Here is an 18,846-nt window from a genome sequence, read left to right as displayed (position 1 = left end):
AAAAAATCTATTATTTTAAAACAATGACGCTATCTTGATCGTCGTAATATCCCATACAAAAATCCTCGCGGTTAAGTGCTTCATGCGCATCAGGATCAGCGTCACTAAATGGGCGATAAGGCACGTGATACGTTTTTACGAGCCCCAATATTGGCTGCTGCAGGTTTTCTAAAGCAGCACGCACCGCATCACGATGGTCTTTAGCGGTACCATTAAGTTCTACTTTCGCCAGCGCGGCTAACAATAATTGCGTGATATCGTAGCCATGAATAAAACCACTCGGCGAACGAATATCTTTGAATGACGAAATTTCTTCAGGGAAGCGCTGCATCGCCTTTTCAAAAACAGATTGACCTTTCTCTGTCATCGGCGTTTGCAAAAATGAAAAGCAGGATTGAATAAAATGTAAATCGACTTTCTTGCGCTGTTCGACCCCGACGCGCTGATGAAAGTCTCCCCCCACTATGCCCCAATGACTAATAATAGACATACGGTTCGATGGCTCCAAAGCGGCCATGGCGTTGACAATTTGAGCGCCCTCGTAGACATTGGCCACTAGCAGCACACAATCTGCACCGGCATCAACCATTTTTGTTAATTCATGCGAAGCCGTATGCCGTTTCATATTCCAACCAAAACGTGTCACACCTTTATAAGTAATTCCGGCAGCCTCCAGCGCTTTTTTCATATTCGCAAGGTTAGACTGCCCCCAAGGGCCGTCTTCTAAAAACAAATGTGGAGACCGGCAAGCCTGCTGATTAAGCGCATAATTAACCAACACGCCCCCCGCCTTAGTATCGTCAACAGATAAACGAAACACCCAGTTTTCAGTAGAAGGATAGCGCGTAATTGGACCACCGGCCGCCCATGGCACCAGTGTGAGAATATCGTTTTCGTTAATATACTTTCGGTGTTTAATGAGTGGTGGAGAATGAATACCAGATACGACTGCCAGCGCAGAAGGGTCTTGTAAAAAAGCATCCAAGTGCCGCTTACTACGAACCACATTACCACGATGATCTTTTTTAATTATCTCAATCTTATAGCCCTGTATCTGATAATCTATTTCATCAAGTGCCACGTGTACACCCTGCCAAATGGCGTTAGCGGACTCCACATTGTTAGACCAATCAGCATCGTGATATAAACGCAGCACTTTTTCTTCCGCCGAGATAGGTAACGAAAAAAATGAAAGAGCAATGACTGCCACCAGTCCAATGCGGACTTTTCTGTATTCACACATACTTTCTACACCCTCAGCGCAAACAAAGAAAACTTATCGTTTATCAAACGGTAATTTAACAACTTCAACCCAAAAGTGTTCGACACTTTTAACAACCGCCAAAAAATCATCAATGGCAACGGGCTTTGTAACAAAGCTATTCGCATTCAATGCATAACTGGCTTTAATGTCTTCACTATCTTCGGAACTTGACAATATAATGACCGGAATAGAAGAAAGGCTCGCGTCGCCTTTTAATGTAGCCAACACCTCTTTCCCACTAATTTTCGGCAAGTTAAGATCTAACAATATAATGTCAGGCGTTTCAACATTGGCAAAACGTGCTCTTTTATACAAATAATCTAACGCTTCTTCACCGTCATGAACAATATGCAAAGAGTTACTGAGCTTTCCATCGCTAAACGCTTCTTTCGTTAACTCAACATCGGCAGGATTATCTTCCACCATCAGTATTTGTATCGGTTGTGACATATTATAAACCCCTGTAATTAATGGGTGGCATAGGTAAGCCAGAGATTAAAGCACAATCATAAAATGGAAACTACCACACAAGCCATTAACGATTGAACGAGGCATTATTGGAGCACGATGCTTGCGACAGATTTGAATACTGATTAACACAACCCTTACCATTTGAAAACGTACGCCAAATATCATCCGCTGTTTTAGGTGCGCTAAAATAAAACCCTTGTACCAAGTCGCAACCAATGGTCTGCAAAACATCAAAATCCTCTTGGGTTTCTACACCTTCTGCGACTACCTGTAAATTCATACTATGCCCTAATGCGGTAATGGCCTCGACGACTTTTCGATTAGCGGGGTTAACCGACAAACCCTGAATAAATTGATGATCAATTTTTATGACATCTAACGGCAAAGAGGTTAAATACGCCATAGAACTTTTTCCCGCACCAAAATCTTCAACTGAGATTGACACACCTTCATTCTGCAATAAACCCAATAATTCGGCCGCCGGCTCAGCACTATCCATCAAAGTTGTTTCGGTAATTTCGAGCGATATATGAAAAGGATCGATACTATAGGCTTGCAAGGCTTTATGTAAGGCATGCACTAACCACTCACTATGCACATGATTGGCGGGGATGTTAAGGCAGTATTGTATGTCGCTACCCAACGCCTCCCACTGTGCGCATTGCGATAACGCAGCATTCATTAACCACGAGTGAAACGGGTCGAACAAATCTAGCCGTTCAATCATGCCCACCATTTCTTGGGCTGACACCTCAAAACCTTCGGGGCGCCAGCGCGCTAATATTTCTAACCCGTAAAGAGAACAATCGCTAACATTGAGTATTGGCTGATAAGCCAGCGACAACTCATTATTTTTAATAGCGACGGGCAACATTATTTCAAGTTGTTTCGTACGCTCCCATTTGGCACGATAATCATCAGAAAAGTAGCTATAACCTGCTTTACCTGATTGCTTGGCTTGATACATTGCCTCATCGGCTTGCTTCAATAGCTCATGCATATCTTTCGCAGCCTTGGGGTAAAAAACCAAACCAATAGAAACTGAAATATTGAATGACTGACCATCAACAATAATCGGTTTAGACACAGAATGTAGTATTTTTTCTGCCGTTTTTTTCGCATCATCTTCTGTAATAGAGTCAAGTAAAATAGCAAACTCATCCCCACCTAAACGGGCGGAGCTATCGGTAACCCGACAACTCTCTTTCATTCGTTTTGCAATTGACGACAACACTTCATCGCCAACATAATGACCAAAGCTATCATTAATATATTTAAAGTTATCAACATCGATATACATCACAGAACAACTATTGTTATAACGATCACATTTATCAACCGTGGTCTGCAAGCGATCTAAAAACAAGCTGCGGTTAATTAGTCCCGTTAATGTATCGTAGTGCGCCAAATAATGCAGTTGGTCTTGCAGCTCACATGTTTGTATCGCATTTTTGATACTTAGATTAAGCAATTTCTCTGTTATTTCGCCTTTAATGAGGTAGTCTTGAGCGCCGCTGCGCATAATCTCCACAGCCACTTTTTCATTCCCTTCCCCTGTCATCATAATAATAGGAATATGTTTGTTATGGCCCTGCTGGCGAATCGATTTAATAAATTCAGCACCATCGGCACCCGGCAGCATATAATCGACTAAACAGCATACGGGTCGAAATTTTTCTAATAATACTAACGCCTCCTCACAAGAATGCGCATGCAAAATATCACCTTGAGCATACGGTGCGTCAGAATCAATTAATTCTGAGAACAGCGTGCCATCAGCCATATTATCATCAATGATAAGAATGCCTGCGTTTTCACGCTGATCTAATGCTGAGTGAGTACCCATAAATAACGGTAATCAATACTCTGTTAATGAATAGACGTGCTAAAGTAGTTAACAATTTTTTTCAATTTTTCTTTTTTATCGTCATTAACTGATAAAAATTCCAGGCCATAGATATATCGCGTATCGTCTACTATTTTCTCTTGCCGATCTTCTGACCTTACTATCTCGGCTTTCAAATTTAACAACGATTGCGAGGCATCCCCAGAATCATCGGGCATTTGCATTTCGATACGTAGTATTTTTTTCGCCGAACTCTTACTAATCAACGGTTCTTTTGTCACTAAACGACAACCTGAAAGACTAACATCCTCTATCATACTGTTTTGCACTTCTTCACCACCTGCAAAGAGTTTCGCTACAACGTTTGATCGAACCCTAGGCTTATTCCTTTGCTCATTTCCCATCACCTCACTATGCGATGGCGTAGGTCTCACTGTGTAATCACTTAATTGTTCGCCCAACGTATCTGCAGTTTTATATAAATCTTCACTGACTAACGTTGTAGAATCAGCCGAGCTAGCATTATTTTTTAGCACTAAAAATAAGTCTTCAATGCCCGAGGAAAGCTCATTGATTCTATTCGTTTGCAATTGATTTTGCTGCAACACTTGCGCGTTATTATTAGCGGTTAGCTCAACATCTTCATTGACTTTTTCAAAGTTACTGATGGTTGCTTGAGAACTTTCTTGAATCGTATTGACCTGCTCAACCAAGGATGACATTGCCCCTACCGACGCTCCGACCTTAGTACTAAAAGTATCAATTAGCTCTGTAATTTCTCCGGTTGATGTCGATGTTCTCGCTGCAAGGGTTCTTACCTCATCAGCAACAACGGCAAAGCCGCGGCCTTGCTCACCCGCGCGGGCAGCTTCAATAGCGGCATTGAGTGCCAGCAAATTAGTTTGGGCCGCAATGTTTTGGATAGAGTCGACAATCGCATGCATTTTTTCTGCCGACTCACTTAGGCTTGTCATCATATCAGAAGCCGCACTCACTCCAGTGACAGCCCCTTCTAAGTCTGCAATGTTTTTGCGCGCAGAGATAATGCCCTCGCCCGCTTTTTTCTGACTGTCATTCACTGATGCCGATGCTTGTTCAATATAATCTTTAACCTCACTAGAAATCGACATCAGCTCTTCGATAGATACCTGCACTGAGCTTGCTTTTGCGTCTTGCTCTGCCGATGCGGTGATAATCGTCTTAGAGATTCGAGAGACTTGTTGCGCAGTATTTTTCATATGTACGCTATTAGATTTCATCGAACCAAAAAATTGCTCAAGGCTATTACGCATCTCGTCAATTGACAGCGATAGAGAAGCGATTTCATTCTTCCCTTCAAAATAATGACCCGGCAATTCACCATCCAACCGCCCCAAACGAATGTCTTTCGCAAACGCTCGTAATGTATCCAATGGCTGAGTCACCAAACGAATAATAGCCACACTGAGTAAACCACCTAAAATTATTGATAACACAAATAAGATCACCACCTCTGCTATAAGCGCATCGATTTTCTCACTGGATTTGCTCGCTAAAACACCAACCGCTTGATGCATCTCTCCAACTAGTTCGTCGGATGCTCTATTAAGCTCTTCCAGCTGACTAACCGTTTCATCTTTCGCAGAAGAGAAGGCGGATAGACGCTCATCATGCTCAAACCATAATGATTCAACACGCTCCAAACTTTCGATAACCTCAGGATAAACCGGTGCCGACAAGGCAATTGGCTGAGTCATTTGCAAATCAACAAAAGTCTCTCCACCCGCTAACAATGCATTTAAGGAGGTCGTGAACAGCGTTTTAGTATTATATAAATCAATACTCACACCCGATTGAGTATGCTGAATAACATGCTCTTTCGTGATTTTCTGCAACAACATGCGCTGCCGCCCAGCAATATTAATGACTTGCCCATCTAGCCGCTGCTGCTTAAGTGTTGACACGACACTTAATGTTGTCACACCAGAAAAGAGGATAAAAAATACACTTAAGGCCGCTATTTTTAGCTTTACAGAAACTTTATTCAAAAAACGCATAATAATTGCTCACTCAGGAACCGAAACAGTTGTTAACTGTTCCGCAAAGGCACCGCATGCACGACAGGCACAACGCTATAACAAAAAGTATAGACAGAGATTGGGCGTTTAACGAATATTGAGAGAATATTACTGCCCGCAGGGGGTAATGGCGCAGAACTAAACAAGCACATCACCCAACAGCTGTAGAATTGAAGCAGGAGGGAAAATACAACCTTAATAAAAAAAGGGGGAAGAAACTTAGCGTAGAAGAGGATAAATAACGGTTGAGTTAACGCTCAACCGCTTGTAAGTGCTTTACCAGAGAGGGGTACTTATAAGCCCAGCACTTCTTGCATTGAGTAAAAGCCTTTATCTTTACCCGCCAACCATGCTGCTGCACGCACGGCACCACGGGCAAATGACATACGACTGGATGCCTTATGAGTAATCTCCAGACGTTCGCCATCGGCCATAAACATCACCGTATGATCACCCACCACGTCGCCTCCTCTAACGGTCGCAAAACCAATGGTTTCTTTATCTCGCTCTCCAGTCTGGCCTTCACGACCATAAACAGCCACTTTCGATAAATCACGATTCAGGGTATTAGCCACGGCTTCACCCATCACTAACGCCGTACCTGAAGGCGCATCGACTTTATGTCGATGATGCGCTTCGACAATTTCAATATCGCAATCCTCACCCATTACGCTAGCTGTCATCTCAAGTAACTTAAGGGACAAGTTCACACCAGTACTGTAGTTAGCGGCTTTAATAATGGGTAATTGTTGATACAGCGATTCCAATGTCGCTAACTGCTCAACGGAGAACCCTGTAGTGCCTATGACGATACCTTTTCCATGTTCAGCACAGTACTGAGCATTCACTATCGTAGCGGCTGGCGCAGTGAAATCTATTAATACATCAAATTGATCAACAACTGCGGTGAGATCACTGACAACAGAGACCCCATTTTTACCAAGACCGGCCAACTCACCGGCGTCAGCGCCGATTAAACTAGAATGAGGCTGCTCAATAGCGGCCGTTAACGTGGCCGATGCTGACACAGCAATCGCCTCGATCAACATTTTCCCCATGCGGCCTGCCGCCCCTGTTACCGCAATACGCGTTGACATAATGAATCACCTGTAAGTAGAAATAAAATAACCTGTAGGGCATTGTGAGCTAAACTGCACTCATATAAAAGAAATACACCGAAGTGTTTAGAAACCTCTGATTAACCGTCATTCCGGCGTATGCCGGAATCTATACATGCTCAATTTATAGGGATTCCGGGTCAAGCCCGGAATGACAAAAGCGGTTAATAAGAGGTTCCTTTAATTAAAAAACTCTTTCATCCCTTCAAACCAACTACTTTGACGCGGGGAATGTTTATCCGCAGTGGTCGCTGAACGAAACTCTTTCAGTATTTCTTTTTGTTTATTACTCAAATTAACCGGCGTTTCAACAACTACACGACACATGAGGTCGCCTTTGGCACCACCTCGCACAGGTGTGACCCCCTTCCCTCGCAAGCGGAATAGCTTACCTGTTTGTGTTTCTGCAGGGACTTTGAGCTTAACACGACCATCTAAAGTAGGGACTTCTAGCTCACCACCCAACACAGCATCAACAAAGTTAACGGGCACCTCACAGTATAAGTTGGCACCATCACGCTCAAAAATATCATGCGGCTTTACGGAGATTTGAACATACAAATCACCCGCTTGCCCACCGGCTGGGCCAGCTTCACCCTCGCCAGACAAACGAATACGATCGCCGGTATCAACACCTTCAGGCACTTTCACTGATAGCGTTTTTGATTCTTCTACACGCCCTTGACCATGGCAGGCATCGCAAGGATCACTAATAATAGTACCTTGACCGTGACAAGTAGGACATGCCTGCTGTACAGAGAAAAAGCCTTGCTGCATACGCACCTGACCAACACCACCACAGGTTGAGCACGTTACTGGCTTTGAGCCCGGCTTAGCGCCCGAGCCATCACACTTTTTACAAGCAACCAATGTAGGCACACGGATTTTTGCTGTGGTACCTTTTACGGCTTTCTCTAAATCAATTTGCAATGTGTACTGTAGATCTGAGCCGCGCTGCGACCCTCCACGGCTACGGCCGCCACCACCTGCACCACCAAAAATATCACCAAAAACATCGCCAAAAATATCACTGAAGTTATTAAAACCTGCGCCTCCCCCGCCCATTTGCGGGTTCACGCCATCATGACCATATTGGTCGTAGGCATTACGCTTTTGTGCATCGGAAAGAATTTCATAGGCTTCGCTCGCCTCTTTAAATTTTTCTTCCGCACCTTTGTCGTCTGGATTACGGTCAGGATGAAATTTCATCGCCACACGACGGTAGGCTTTTTTCAAATCCTTTTCTGAAACGTTTTTATCAACACCCAATATTTCGTAGTAGTCGCGTTTAGACATAATGGTTATTTACCGTAATATTTCATTGTGTAAAGAGAGATGTATAAATACAAGAAACGCGGACTAAGAAGCCCGCGTAATAAAAGTGTAAAACTGAGGCCAAAGCAACTTTTTAGAAAACGTTACTCTGCCCCCTATTTACTCACGATAATTATTTATCGTCTTTAACTTCTTCAAACTCAGCCTCAACCACACCTTCGTCGGCAGGCTCGGATTGTTGAGCGCCAGCAGCTTCTGCACCCGCTTCAGCCTGACCCGCCTGTTCCGCATACATCTTCTGCGCTAATGAGCTAGAGGCTTCAGTTAACTTAGTTGTTGCTGCATCAATCGCTTCCTTGTCATTACCTTTCACCGCTTCTTCGGCTTCAGTTAACGCAGCTTCAATCGCGGCTTTTTCTTCGTCAGTCGCTTTATCGCCCGCTTCTTCTAAAGTTTTCTTGGTAGCACTAATAAGGCCATCAAGGGTATTACGTGCAGTGACAAGCTCTTCAAAGTTACGATCCGCTTCTGCATTCGCTTCTGCATCCGCAACCATTGCTTCGATCTCGTCGTCACTTAAACCTGAAGACGCTTTAATAACGATAGATTGCTCTTTGCCTGTACCCTTGTCTTTCGCACTTACATTGAGAATACCGTTAGCATCGATATCAAAAGTCACTTCAATTTGTGGCATACCGCGTGGCGCAGGTGGAATATCAGCGAGGTCAAATCGACCCAGTGATTTATTCTGCCCCGCTTGCTTACGCTCACCTTGAACCACGTGAATAGTAACGGCTGACTGATTGTCGTCGGCAGTAGAGAACACTTGTGACTTTTTCGTTGGGATCGTCGTGTTTTTGTCGATCAACGGTGTCGCAACACCGCCCATAGTTTCAATACCCAAGGTTAACGGAGAAACGTCAAGCAACAATACGTCTTTTACGTCGCCCGCTAATACTGCACCTTGAATCGCAGCACCCATCGCAACGGCTTCATCAGGATTTACATCTTTACGTGGCTCTTTACCAAAATATTCGGCAACTTTTGCTTGAACCAAAGGCATACGTGTTTGACCACCAACCAAGATAACATCGTCGATTTCACCAACGGATAAGTCAGCATCAGCCAATGCAACTTTTAATGGCTCGATAGTGCGTGCTACCAACTCTTCCACCAATGACTCTAGTTTTGCACGTGTCAGCTTAACCACCAAGTGCTTAGGCCCTGTCGCATCAGCCGTGATGTAAGGCAAGTTAACTTCGGTTTGCTGGCTAGACGACAACTCGATTTTGGCTTTTTCGCCGGCTTCTTTTAAACGCTGTAGTGCTAATGGATCGTTATGAAGATCGATACCACTGTCTTTCTTAAATTCGTCCGCAAGATATTCGATTAAACGCATATCGAAATCTTCACCACCTAAGAAGGTATCACCATTAGTGGCTAACACTTCAAATTGGTGCTCACCATCAACGTCGGCAATCTCGATAATTGAAATATCAAAAGTACCACCACCTAAGTCATAAACTGCGATGGTTTTATCGCCTTTTTCTTTATCCATACCGTAAGCTAACGCAGCAGCGGTTGGCTCGTTAATAATACGCTTAACCTCTAAACCCGCAATTTTACCTGCATCTTTAGTGGCTTGACGCTGCGAGTCATTAAAGTAAGCGGGTACAGTAATTACCGCTTCGCTAACGGTTTCGCCTAAGTAGTCTTCGGCAGTTTTTTTCATTTTCTTCAATACTTCTGCAGAAATTTGTGGCGGTGCTTTTTTATCGCCTTTAATTTCTACCCAAGCATCACCGTTATCTGCGCCAACGATTTTATACGGCACCATAGAGATGTCTTTTTGCACAACATCATCTTTAAATTTACGGCCGATTAAACGTTTAACGGCGTTAAGTGTATTTGAAGGGTTAGTGACCGATTGACGCTTAGCGCTTTGACCCACTAAGATTTCGCTATCGTCTGTAAATGCCACAATAGAAGGCGTCGTACGATCACCTTCTGCATTCTCGATAACTTTTGCTTTACCATCTACCAGCACAGCAACACATGAGTTGGTTGTACCTAAATCAATACCAATAATTTTACCCATTAGGGGTCTCCACTAAATTTACCTGTTGTGTACGATGTACACGGATTATAAAAGGGTCGAAAAACCATCCTTTTTACAGGGATTTTTTTCGTTGGTTCTAATATTGGCCTGCGATCAGTAATTTCAAGGCCAATGAAAAAAAATCTTAAGGCGCGCTAGATACTACAACCATAGCTGGGCGCACGAGACGACCATTTAATGTGTAACCTTTTTGGAACACGTCCATCACGGTGTTCGGTTCCATATCAGGGTTAGGCACCATGGTCATCGCTTGATGTAGCTGAGGATCAAATGGCTCACCGGCGGGATTAACCATCTCGACCTTGTGCTTTTTAAGAGTATCCTGCAGCGACTTAAGCGTTAGCTCCACACCTTCAATCACTGCTTTTTGTGTTTCGTCTTCTGGATTGCCCGCAGCAATAGCACGCTCTAAGTTATCTGCCACAGGCAATAGATCAGAAACAAATTTTTCTAAGGCAAATTTGCGCGCTTTTTCTACATCTTGCTCTGCTCGTCGACGCGTATTTTGGGCATCTGCTTGCGCACGCAGCGCCTGCTCTTTAAGGGACGCTATTTCTTCACTCAATACATCGCCAACAGAATCTTCTTGCTCAATATCGCTGCTGTCATTATCGGCACGACTGTCGTCAATGCCATCGGCCGTATCTACGGCTTCTTCAACAGCGTCTGATGGCGTGTCGCTCGACGACACTTCATCGATTACTTTATCTTCTGATTCATTAGTCACAGGCATCTCCACTACTTAATTATATTTTCTCGCTAAGCGCTAGCATTGATATCGACTCTTAAAGAAGCGCTTTTTCAAGTAACCAACCGCTGAGAGCTACAAGCCTCAGCAAATTCTACTGCCGCATATATAAGGACGATTTATGCAGATTCAAGCATTGCCTTATATTTTCTAATGACTTTTTAGCTCACCCTCATCTAACTCGCCCAACACCCCAAAAAATAATACCCATCTAGAAGCAGCACAACAACGGAGATGAAATAGTTGGCAGTCGCCCACAAATACTGTATAAACAAACATGTATCGTTGACCACATTACCCCAAGAGAGTCCGTCATGCTCACACACATTACGATCAACAACTTCACCTTAGTGGAACATCTGGATCTCGACTTACGTTCTGGCATGACCGCTATCACCGGTGAAACGGGTACAGGGAAATCAATTTTACTGGATGCTTTAGCAATGACACTGGGCGAAAGGGCTGACGCTGAGCGTGTCCGTTACGGAAGTGAACGCGCCGATATTACCGCCACATTTTCGTTAAACGACCTACACGATGCCAAACAGTGGCTCATTAATAATGATCTCAGTGTTGAGGATGAATGCCTGTTACGACGTGTTATTACTGCCGAGGGGCGTTCTCGCTGCTTTATTAATGCTCAACCGGTCACCTTGCAGCAAGTGCGTGCACTAGGTGAGCATTTAATTGATATTCATAGCCAGCATGCACACCAGTCGCTACTATCAAAACAAACGCATTTGCGATTACTGGACGAATTTGCACAACATCAAAACCTTGCTGATACGGTTAAGCTAGCATATAAAACTTGGCAAACACTACACGCTAAATGGATAACTCATCGAGATAATGCCGATGAGACACGTGCTCGATATCAACTATTGCGTTACCAAGTCGATGAACTAGACCAACTAGACCTAAGTGATGGCGAACTCCCACTATTAGAAGCGGAGCAGCAAACACTAGAAAGCGCTGAAAGTATTATCCAAAAAAGCCTGCAACTTGCCGAATATTGCGATCATGAAGAACATGGATTACAAGCCAATCTTTCACAGGCACTGCGCCTTTTAGGCGACATTAAGCCCAAAAGCAAGACGCTCACTAATGCCGAGCAATTACTCAGCAACGCACTTATTCATGTCGAAGAAGCCCACGCCGAAATTCGACATCAAGTGGATAGCACCACCATTAACCCTGAGCGTTTAAACGAAGTCAGTGAGCGCCTTTCTGCTTGCTACGAGATCGCTCGCAAGCACCATGTTGCACCGGAGGCATTACCTCAAACACACCTATCGCTCGCCGAAGAACTTGATTCACTGTCTGGTGGAGACGATGCACTCACACAATTAGCCGACGATGCCGAGAAAGCCAAAACAACGTTTTTGAAGCATGCCAAAAAACTATCGGCACAACGCCAAAAAGCCGCAAAACAACTCACTCAACAAGTCAACCAGCAACTCGCCACACTAGCTATGGCTAACGCAGACTTTATCGTCGCTGTCACGAGCAACGAAGATAACGCCGCTCCACAAGGAATTGATCAGCTTGAGTTTATGATTAGTACCAATCCCGGGCAGCCACATAAGCCGCTTAGCAAAGTCGCTTCAGGAGGTGAGCTATCGCGTGTCAGCTTAGCGATACAAGTCGCTAGAGCCCAAGCATCTCATATCGCAACGCTAGTATTTGATGAGGTCGACGTTGGTATTGGCGGCGCCACGGCTGATGTGGTCGGGCAACTACTCGCCAACCTAGGGAAACGTAGCCAAGTCTTGTGTGTTACTCACCTTGCGCAAGTGGCCAGCAAAGGCCACCAACATTGGCGAGTAAGTAAGTCATCGACTAACGACCAGCATAAAAAATCGGCCGCCAAAACGTCAAGTACAATTATTGCCTTAAACGAAGAAGAGAAGATTAAAGAAATTGCACGCATGATGAGCGGCAGCGATGTCTCTGAACAGTCATTAGCTCATGCCAAAGTCATGCTCGAAGGTGCTTAATCATACTTATTTGATCGAATCGATATATGGACTTATCCGGAAGAGCTATAATAATCACATGTAATCAGCGAAGGTGAACGCACGTAGCACATTCGCTCTTATCCATTCTTAATAGAAAGGCTTTCCATGAACACTATAGACATGTCCACTTACAATGACATTCTACCGACAGAGAAACTTTATCAACTCGCCGAAGAGCAACATGAGCATTATAAAAATGCGCAACCACATGCTCATGGCGTATTCGACAACGTATTTAACCCCTCAATACTGCACGGTATTTTGAATGAGTTTGAGACTAAAGAAGAGTGGAAAGAATACGACACTAAGTACGAGAAAAAATTACAGCTAAGTAAAGACGATAGTCTAGGGCCTAATACGCGTGCCTTTATTCATAGTTTAAATTCCGGCACCTTCTTAACATTTTTAGAAAAGTTAACTGGCATTGAACGATTAATTGCCGATCCATATTTAGCAGGCGGGGGCTTACACAAAATTGAACCCGGTGGAAAATTAGGTATTCATACGGACTTCAACCAAAACAAACACTTAAAATTACACCGTCGAATTAATGTACTCGTCTACTTAAATGAAGACTGGGAAGAATCATTTGGCGGACATTTTGAGTTATGGAGTGACCCCAAAGGGGCAAAGAAAGCAAAAATACTACCTATTTTTAACCGCATGGCGATCTTTAATACTACCGGCACCAGCTTTCATGGGCACCCAGAACCATTGACATGCCCACCCGACCGCTCAAGAAAATCACTCGCTCTCTACTACTACACCGTTGATAAAGACGAGCTTCAATTAAAAGGCAATCACGGTACTGTTTTTGTCGATGAAAAAGGAAGAAGAGATGAGCTTGGGCGCCCCAGCATATTGAAACGAATAAAGCAGAAAATTTCCGCTATCATCAAAGGATAAGCAAGGCTATTACCGCTAGGCGAATTTAATACCTGCGGTATAGCCAAAAACGCAAAATTTATTTTACCGGCTTCACATAAAGAACTAGATTATGCTCAACAAGCTCATAGCCACTTTCTTGGGCGATCTGCTGCTGTAACATTTCTATCTGCTCGTTATGAAACTCGATAACCTTACCGGTCTCGACACAAACCATATGATCATGGTGCTCGCCGCGATCTAATTCAAATACCGAGTGCCCGCCATCAAAGTTGTGGCGTTCGACCAACCCCGCTGCTTCAAATTGGGTCAATACACGATAGACCGTAGCCAAACCCACATCTTCGTTAGAATCTAACAACTCTTTGTAAACATCTTCAGCGCTCAAATGACGCTGACGCGAGGTTTCTAATATCTGCAGTATCTTTACTCGCGGAAGAGTAACTTTAAGTCCTGCTTTACGTAACTCATTATTTTCAGTCGACATACCATTAAACCCTTGCGTTTTTTTTCTGCTTACGTCAAATTAGCGATTCATCTCATCATTATCTATGATCGCACTACTAGGTGGAACCCTAACAATGAAAATTTTCTCTTCTGCTACTACCTTAGCCGTTGTCTTATTGCTGTCTGCCTGCTCCAGCTTGCTTCCTGGCTCTTATCGTATCGATATACCGCAGGGCAATCTTATTACAGAAGAGAAAGTAGAATCGATTAGCTTAGGGATGAATCGACGCCAAGTACAGCGCATATTAGGATCTCCATTATTAGTAGATACCTTCAACCAAAACCGCTGGGATTATTTTTACAGTGTAGATACGAGCGAGGGAACTTCTATAGAGCATCACATCACCATCGTTTTTAGTGATGAAGTGGTTTCAGAGATAATAGAACACAGCAATTAAAAAAAGATGGCCTCCGGACGAGAGAACTAGCCGTCACCTTTTTTCAACGCCGCTTTTTCTGCTCGCTGCCTGCGAGCTGCTTTAGGGTCGGCGATTAACGGGCGGTAGATTTCTACTCTCTCGCCAGCCTGAAGTACATGAGCAGAAGGCTTTTTAATCGTTTGCCCGAATACGCCCATTTTGGCATTATCTAGATCGATATCTCCAAAGTCTTTTAACACTGCTGACTGCTTTGCTGCTGCGAGTGCCGTCGTCCCTTTCTCAACAAGCAAACCGTATATCTTTTGCTTATCCGGCAATGCATAAGCGACTTCTACTTCTATCATTTCACTGTTTTGCATTTGTCTTACCACGTTAGCCATTAAGGCAATATTAACAATCAGCCGTATACATCATCTGCTCGTTGACATAAGGCGTCGACTTGCTGATTGGCCTTTTTTTCGAACCACGAACCTAATGTCATCGCTAATATGGGGCTGGCAAACTCAAACTGCAAGTGCAAACTAACCTTGCAGGCTTTATCGGATAAATGATCAAACTGCCAACGCCCTTCGAATGTTTTGAATGGGCCTTCGACAAAATGCATCAACATAGTGCTAGGAGGAATCAGAGTATTGCGCGTCACAAAACTTTGTTGAAAACCCGACTTCCCTAATGTTAGCCGAGCTTCAACACTATCTTCTGCTTGTGCGATGATCACTGCATCGAGACACCCAGACATAAACTGCGGGTAAGCCTCTATATCATTGATCAGGTCAAACATTTGTTGGGACGAATATTCAACCAACGCAGAGCGCGCAATAGTCACCATATCATTAACCTATTAATGTCATCACAAAAACGATAGCTAACAATACTGGGGAAACATAGCGCAACGTACGCAACCAGTATTTATAACCACCCTGATCAATAGGCCCAAGCTCATCAACAATGGCATCCGTTTTCATAAACCAGCCCACAAAAATAGCAATCAGCAAACCACCTAGCGGCAACATAATATTCGCCGTTAAGAAATCCAAACTATCAAAGAAGGTTTTACCGAACAAAGTGTAATCAGCCCAATGATTGAAAGAAAAGACGGTTCCCAGACCCACTAGCCAAATCGCAAAGCCTAGCCCAAGTGTCGCTTTAATGCGCGACCCTAAACGACTTTCAACCAACCAAGCAACGGTAGGCTCAATAATAGAGATCGCTGAACTTAATGCTGCCAATGCGACTAACGCAAAGAACATAAAGCCAAATAGCTGACCACCCGCCATATTACCAAACGCCACTGGAAGGCTCACGAACAACAAGCCCGGACCCGCACCCGGCTCAATGCCCGGGCTAGCAAAAACTATTGGAAAGATAACCAAACCGGCTACTAGCGCAATGAGTGTATCGAGCACAGCAATAATGATGACCGTATTACCAATAGAAACTTTCTCTTCTGGCATATACGAGCCATACGCCATAATTGCGCCCATACCTAAACTTAATGTGAAGAAAGCATGACCCAATGCCACCAATACTGAATTCCATTCAAGCTTTGAAGCATCGAAAGCAAAGAGAAAATTCCATCCTTCAGCAAAGTTACCTTCCAACACGCTGTAGCCCAACATAATAAGCAATAGCACGAATAGTAGCGGCATCATCACAGAAATAGCTTTACCCAAGCCCTTAACAACACCGGCCATCACAATACCTAAGGTTACAACCATAAATACGGTATGCCATGTGATCAACGAACCAACATCTTCAAGCAAACCCGAAAAGGCTGCACCCGATGCTTCACCGGTAATTTGATGAAAATCTCCACCGGCGGCTAACGACATATAATGTAACGCCCAACCGGCGATCACACTGTAAAAAGAAAGAATAAACACACCCGCCAAAATACCTGACCAGCCAATACTTGCCCACCAACGAGATGCGTTGGACTCACGAGCAAGCTGTAACATACTATTAATTGGGCTCATCCGGCCGCGGCGCCCTAACATAACTTCTGCAATCATGATGGGAATACCAATTAACGCAATACACGCCAAATACACCAATACAAACGCACCACCACCGTTTTCGCCCGTAATGTAAGGAAACTTCCAAATATTACCTAGACCAACAGCTGAGCCTGTAGCCGCCAAAATAAAGATCCAACGGGTGCCCCAGACACCATTTGTTTTCTGCTGAATATCCATTGTATTCTCCCGAGATAACTCGTTTTGTTATTATATGAAGTACGGATAAGTACCCTATTTTTTTAATCAAACCGCTTATGGCGGCACAATGGCATCTTAACACGCATAAAACGAGACCGTCAGTAGCAAAAATATATCCTTCGCGGACAGCAGACGCTATAATTTACGGCTATGGCTAAGAAACCCAAAACACTCGACAATACCATCGCACAAAATAAACGTGCGCGCTTTGACTATCAAATTAACGAAAAAATAGAGGCGGGACTCTCACTGCAAGGCTGGGAAGTCAAAAGCCTACGCGCAGGTAAAGGGCAAATTACCGACAGCTATGTTTTTTTGAAAAATGGCGAAGCTTGGCTCCTAAATGCGCAAATCCAACCCATTAATACAATATCAACTCATTTTGTCGTCGAACCTAATCGACAAAGAAAGCTGTTGTTACACCGCAAAGAAATTCGTAAATTGGAAATTGCTACCGAGCAAAAAGGCCATACTGCCATTGCTCTAGCCATTTACTGGAAGCGACACATGGTTAAATGCCAAATCGCTATTGCCAGCGGTAAAAAACAACACGATAAGCGTCAAACAGAAAAAGAAAGAGATTGGGATCGCCAAAAGCAACGAGTTATGCAGCATACACAAAGATAGCGCCGTAAGCACACACGGCGTATTTAGTTCATAGACTGATAAATGGCCGACAATTCATTTGCCCAGTTTTCTGCATTAATGATGCCCGAATGCCTATAAACCACATAGCCATAACGGTCAATAAAGTAAGTTTCTGGGGCTCCACGCACGGGAAACTTATCGGCCAGCATACCTCGTGTATCGAGCACATTTTTACGGTAAGGATTACCTTTGGTTTCTAGCCACTCAATAGCAGATTGAGGCGCATCTCGATAATACAAACCCAAAATTGGCACATCTTGGTTCGCCAGCACCATCAAAAAGTCATGCTCTTCTCGACAGGCAACACACCACGTAGCCCATACATTTAACAAGAACTTCTCGCCAATAATATCGCCACGATTTATGACTTCATCGGTCATACCGTCAACCAACATAAAATCAGGTATCGCCTCAACCATACCACTGGAGACCCTTATAGGCTCTGGCGTGAGCATCAGCACTCTTGCCGCAAGCATAACTACCAATAGCACCGCGATCAAACCCAAGCCTCGAATCATATCCTCACCTTAACAGAGCCCACAAAAAATAAGTCTCACACAAAGCGTGCGAAACCATTACAGACCAAGTAGAATAACTGACCGCCTTAAGCAAAGGCAATATCGAAGAAAATATTTCGAAGCAGAATCGCCAAAGACAAGGCGCGCAAGGCGAAGAAAACGCAGTGGACTAGCAGGTGATTGCTCCTGCATAACCTGCACTTCCACCGTCCATGGTGGTCGTAGTCCATGAGCATTTCTGAGACCGTGGCGCAACGCAGTATTTGGCGGTTATGCGAAGAAAAGGGGGCGATTAGGATTCGACGCCGGTGACAAAACCCAAGGTGCATGTCGTGAAGGTAGCAATCACGTAAATCCAAAGCTGCAAATTTATAGTTGCAAATGATGCTAACTACGATGGTGCTCAACTAGCTGCGTAAGCAGTTTTTTGAAACCCATTTCTAGTGACTTCGGTCCTAGCGGTCTTTAGCAAGGTGTCTGTATCGCGCTATTGACTGTCATATAGAACAGAATCGCAGCAATTCACGCTTAGGGTTGCGCTGTTAAACCTTAACTAAGATCGCCAATTACGTCCTGCCCGTTGGGCTGTATGCGGTTAAATTAATTAACGGAATCTAAACATGTAGAGCCGAGGACGGAGTGCTGACGGACGGGGGTTCAAATCCCCCCGCCTCCACCATTTAACAAGCCTCAACCTTTTATTAGGTTGGGGCTTTTTTATTGTTTGAACAATGAGTATTTAGTTTGAGCTCGGAGATCAGAATCACACATCAAAT

Annotated in this window: 17 protein-coding genes and 1 other RNA gene; 5 read left to right on the top strand and 13 right to left on the bottom strand. The window is 44.0% G+C overall.

From position 1 onward, the window contains the following. Nucleotides 1-10: 10 nt before the first annotated feature. From ACZ5O6_RS01815 to grpE, 8 genes are all read right to left on the bottom strand, one after another. Nucleotides 11-1,243, bottom strand: a complete 1,233-nt coding sequence (locus ACZ5O6_RS01815; protein ID WP_447092230.1) for an ABC transporter substrate-binding protein — start codon at nucleotides 1,241-1,243, stop codon at nucleotides 11-13. 33 nt (nucleotides 1,244-1,276) lie between these two features. After that, a complete protein-coding gene (locus ACZ5O6_RS01810; RefSeq protein ID WP_447092229.1) occupies nucleotides 1,277-1,714 on the bottom strand; it encodes a response regulator in 438 nt (145 codons plus the stop codon). Between the two features lie 85 nt (nucleotides 1,715-1,799). Continuing rightward, nucleotides 1,800-3,581, bottom strand: a complete 1,782-nt coding sequence (locus ACZ5O6_RS01805) for a two-component system response regulator (RefSeq protein WP_447092228.1) — start codon at nucleotides 3,579-3,581, stop codon at nucleotides 1,800-1,802. Nucleotides 3,582-3,604: 23 nt separating this feature from the next. Next, nucleotides 3,605-5,617, bottom strand: a complete 2,013-nt coding sequence (locus ACZ5O6_RS01800) for a methyl-accepting chemotaxis protein (protein WP_447092227.1) — start codon at nucleotides 5,615-5,617, stop codon at nucleotides 3,605-3,607. A gap of 314 nt (nucleotides 5,618-5,931) precedes the next feature. Further along, nucleotides 5,932-6,735 carry a 4-hydroxy-tetrahydrodipicolinate reductase gene (dapB, locus tag ACZ5O6_RS01795; protein ID WP_447092226.1) on the bottom strand — a complete coding sequence of 268 codons (804 nt, stop codon included), beginning with the start codon at nucleotides 6,733-6,735 and terminating at the stop codon, nucleotides 5,932-5,934. A gap of 201 nt (nucleotides 6,736-6,936) precedes the next feature. Beyond that, on the bottom strand, nucleotides 6,937-8,052 hold the full coding sequence (dnaJ, locus tag ACZ5O6_RS01790; protein WP_447092225.1) for a molecular chaperone DnaJ: 1,116 nt from the start codon (nucleotides 8,050-8,052) through the stop codon (nucleotides 6,937-6,939). Nucleotides 8,053-8,203: 151 nt separating this feature from the next. Beyond that, on the bottom strand, nucleotides 8,204-10,129 hold the full coding sequence (gene dnaK / locus ACZ5O6_RS01785) for a molecular chaperone DnaK (protein ID WP_447092224.1): 1,926 nt from the start codon (nucleotides 10,127-10,129) through the stop codon (nucleotides 8,204-8,206). A gap of 145 nt (nucleotides 10,130-10,274) precedes the next feature. Then, nucleotides 10,275-10,883, bottom strand: coding sequence for a nucleotide exchange factor GrpE (gene grpE / locus ACZ5O6_RS01780; RefSeq protein WP_447092223.1), 609 nt, complete (start codon nucleotides 10,881-10,883; stop codon nucleotides 10,275-10,277). A gap of 329 nt (nucleotides 10,884-11,212) precedes the next feature. On the opposite strand from grpE, the gene recN reads away from it, so the two are divergent. Both recN and ACZ5O6_RS01770 read left to right on the top strand, forming a co-directional pair. Further along, nucleotides 11,213-12,895: a DNA repair protein RecN gene (gene recN, locus ACZ5O6_RS01775; protein WP_447092222.1), complete on the top strand. Its 1,683-nt coding sequence runs from the start codon at nucleotides 11,213-11,215 to the stop codon at nucleotides 12,893-12,895. A gap of 126 nt (nucleotides 12,896-13,021) precedes the next feature. Further along, on the top strand, nucleotides 13,022-13,822 hold the full coding sequence (locus ACZ5O6_RS01770; protein WP_447092221.1) for a 2OG-Fe(II) oxygenase: 801 nt from the start codon (nucleotides 13,022-13,024) through the stop codon (nucleotides 13,820-13,822). 58 nt (nucleotides 13,823-13,880) lie between these two features. On the opposite strand, the gene fur is transcribed toward ACZ5O6_RS01770, so the two are convergent. Beyond that, entirely contained in the window at nucleotides 13,881-14,288 is a 408-nt protein-coding gene (gene fur, locus ACZ5O6_RS01765) for a ferric iron uptake transcriptional regulator (RefSeq protein ID WP_447092220.1), read from the bottom strand. 94 nt (nucleotides 14,289-14,382) lie between these two features. Between fur and ACZ5O6_RS01760 the strand changes: the two genes are divergently transcribed. Next, entirely contained in the window at nucleotides 14,383-14,706 is a 324-nt protein-coding gene (locus ACZ5O6_RS01760; protein WP_447092219.1) for an outer membrane protein assembly factor BamE, read from the top strand. A gap of 26 nt (nucleotides 14,707-14,732) precedes the next feature. On the opposite strand, the gene ACZ5O6_RS01755 is transcribed toward ACZ5O6_RS01760, so the two are convergent. Genes ACZ5O6_RS01755 through ACZ5O6_RS01745 form a run of 3 tightly spaced genes read right to left on the bottom strand, consistent with a single transcriptional unit; the run spans nucleotide 14,733 to nucleotide 16,883 of the window. Beyond that, nucleotides 14,733-15,047 carry an RnfH family protein gene (locus ACZ5O6_RS01755; protein ID WP_447092218.1) on the bottom strand — a complete coding sequence of 105 codons (315 nt, stop codon included), beginning with the start codon at nucleotides 15,045-15,047 and terminating at the stop codon, nucleotides 14,733-14,735. A gap of 38 nt (nucleotides 15,048-15,085) precedes the next feature. Next, nucleotides 15,086-15,517 carry a type II toxin-antitoxin system RatA family toxin gene (locus ACZ5O6_RS01750; RefSeq protein WP_447092217.1) on the bottom strand — a complete coding sequence of 144 codons (432 nt, stop codon included), beginning with the start codon at nucleotides 15,515-15,517 and terminating at the stop codon, nucleotides 15,086-15,088. A gap of 4 nt (nucleotides 15,518-15,521) precedes the next feature. Further along, complete coding sequence (locus ACZ5O6_RS01745) at nucleotides 15,522-16,883, bottom strand: sodium-dependent transporter (RefSeq protein ID WP_447092216.1); 1,362 nt, start codon at nucleotides 16,881-16,883, stop codon at nucleotides 15,522-15,524. A 171-nt stretch (nucleotides 16,884-17,054) separates the two neighbouring features. Between ACZ5O6_RS01745 and smpB the strand changes: the two genes are divergently transcribed. Next, on the top strand, nucleotides 17,055-17,531 hold the full coding sequence (gene smpB, locus ACZ5O6_RS01740) for an SsrA-binding protein SmpB (RefSeq protein WP_447092215.1): 477 nt from the start codon (nucleotides 17,055-17,057) through the stop codon (nucleotides 17,529-17,531). A gap of 23 nt (nucleotides 17,532-17,554) precedes the next feature. Here smpB and ACZ5O6_RS01735 read toward each other — a convergent pair whose 3' ends face one another. Beyond that, the gene (locus ACZ5O6_RS01735; protein ID WP_447092214.1) at nucleotides 17,555-18,070 is read right to left on the bottom strand and encodes a DsbE family thiol:disulfide interchange protein; all 516 of its coding nucleotides are present in this window, start codon (nucleotides 18,068-18,070) and stop codon (nucleotides 17,555-17,557) included. A gap of 284 nt (nucleotides 18,071-18,354) precedes the next feature. On the opposite strand from ACZ5O6_RS01735, the gene ssrA reads away from it, so the two are divergent. Then, nucleotides 18,355-18,749: a transfer-messenger RNA gene (gene ssrA / locus ACZ5O6_RS01730) on the top strand. The last annotated feature ends 97 nt before the right edge of the window (nucleotides 18,750-18,846 follow it).

The organism is Eionea flava, assembly GCF_055393785.1.
The sequence above is the reverse complement of the archived record's forward strand: the minus strand, read 5'-3'. Positions and strand labels throughout refer to the sequence as shown.